General features: G+C 62.2%; 2 protein-coding genes. Both read right to left on the reverse strand.

From position 1 onward, the window contains the following. Positions 1-251 precede the first annotated feature (251 nt). Positions 252-833: a histidine phosphatase family protein gene (locus V6C16_RS12705; protein ID WP_333543381.1), complete on the reverse strand. Its 582-nt coding sequence runs from the start codon at positions 831-833 to the stop codon at positions 252-254. Positions 834-894: 61 nt separating this feature from the next. Then, a partial coding sequence (locus V6C16_RS12710; RefSeq protein WP_333543380.1) for an HD domain-containing protein occupies positions 895-1631 on the reverse strand: 737 nt, incomplete at its 5' end.

Consider the following 1631-nt stretch of genomic DNA (forward strand, 5'->3'; position numbering starts at 1 on the left):
CTCCGGCGGAACTGGCCCTTCCGGGACTTGAAGCGGCCCGCTGGCTTGCCGGCTTCAGCCTTGAAGACCTGCGCCGCCTTTCGCTCGAGGTCGCCGCTCCCGTGCTGGCAGAAAAGTACATCTCACTGAGCATACAGATTTTTGACAAGGAAGGCGTAAAACTGCAACTGCGCTGAGCGCTTGCTTTGACCCGCGGCGGCGCAGGCCCTGCATGTCTTGCGACCGCTAAACATGCCGCCTCCTCAAACTGGTCACCATTCCGGCACAAACGTCCGGCAGCCGTATTCCTGCGGAATGTTCAGCGCCTCTTCAAGCGGCAGGGCCATATAGTGGGCCAGCAATGAGCGTATGACGCCCGCATGGGCCACCACAAGCAAAACGCCTTCGGGATAATGCCTCCGCCAGCGCCCCACGGCTTCAAGGGCGCGCTCCTGCAGACAGGTGAAACTCTCGCCCCCTTCCGGCCGGAAGCGGGCAAAATTTTTGCCGCGCATCTGGTACTGACCGGGAAAGCGCTGCTCGATCTCGTCTCTGGTCAGGCCCTGCCACAGGCCCATATCTATTTCACGCAGGCCCGGTTCGGCATGCACTATGGGCGGGCTGGCGGCCCATTCATTCCCGGTCAGAAGAATGGACGTGGTTTCGCGGCAGCGCCCCAGATCCGAGCTAACCACTGCCGCCAGTCTTCCCGCCAAGGCAGGCATGAAGTCGCGGGCCAGACGCCGTATCTGATCCCGCCCCGCATCACTGAGCGGAATATCGCGGTTGCCCACAATGCGCCGTTCGGGATTGGGCGGCAAAGCGCCGTGCCGCACGAGCCACATGCCGTTCATCAAGATATCTCCTTTGTTCCCTGTAACAGCCCGCGGGAAGGCGGGCAAGACCTGCGGCTTTTTACTTCCGCCTTGAGGCCGTTGCGGCCTTTTTCTCAGGTCCGGCAGTCTTCTCTGCCGCCAGACGCTCCAGAGCGGCACGGGCCACGTCTGCCGGAAAGTTTCCGCACTGCGCCCGTTCGTGTACCCGCCCACACGCCTGCCCGCAGGTCAACTCCCGCGCCAGTCGCTCTTCCAGCGCAAGAGCGCGCACAAGACGCCCCTTGATGGCCGTGACGGCCGCCGGATCGGAAGCGAAAATTTCCAGCTTTTGCTCAAAACGCCGCCGCACAGGCACAAAACTTGCCCCATAACAATATTTGTCAGCCAGAAAGACAAGCTCACGTTCCGTGATGGCTTCATCATCCGGCAGGCTCAGATCACGATGATCCTCCACCAGCCGCGCCATCACAGGCAGCCGCAAATGGCGCAGCAAACGCCCGGCAGCCGATTCATGGCTCTTTTCTCCCTTACAGATGTCGTGCAGCAGTCCTCCGGCCAGAGCAAGGCCGGGGCTGAGGGGTCTCTGTTCACCGTGGGGCATTTTCGGCGTCCGGTATGCCCGCCGTGCCTGCGCCAGAGCCTTTGCCAAGGCTGCGGCAACAGCGCCCACAGCCCTGCCGTGGCGCACGCCTTTTTCAGGCACTTTGTGCAGACGCAGCAATTCCACAGCCTCGCACGGCCACAGGGCTTCCCTGTGCGGCGCAAGAAGCCGCAGGCTCTCGTAATCATCGGGCCTGTCCATATCGGGCAGCACAA

This window comes from Desulfovibrio sp. 1188_IL3213 (assembly GCF_036763145.1).
Classification (GTDB): Bacteria; Desulfobacterota; Desulfovibrionia; order Desulfovibrionales; family Desulfovibrionaceae; genus Desulfovibrio.

Bases quoted from the DNA above. Each gene is read 5' to 3' on its own strand.
- V6C16_RS12705 (WP_333543381.1), bottom strand. From the start codon at position 833: ATGAACGGCATGTGGCTCGTGCGGCACGGCGCTTTGCCGCCCAATCCC.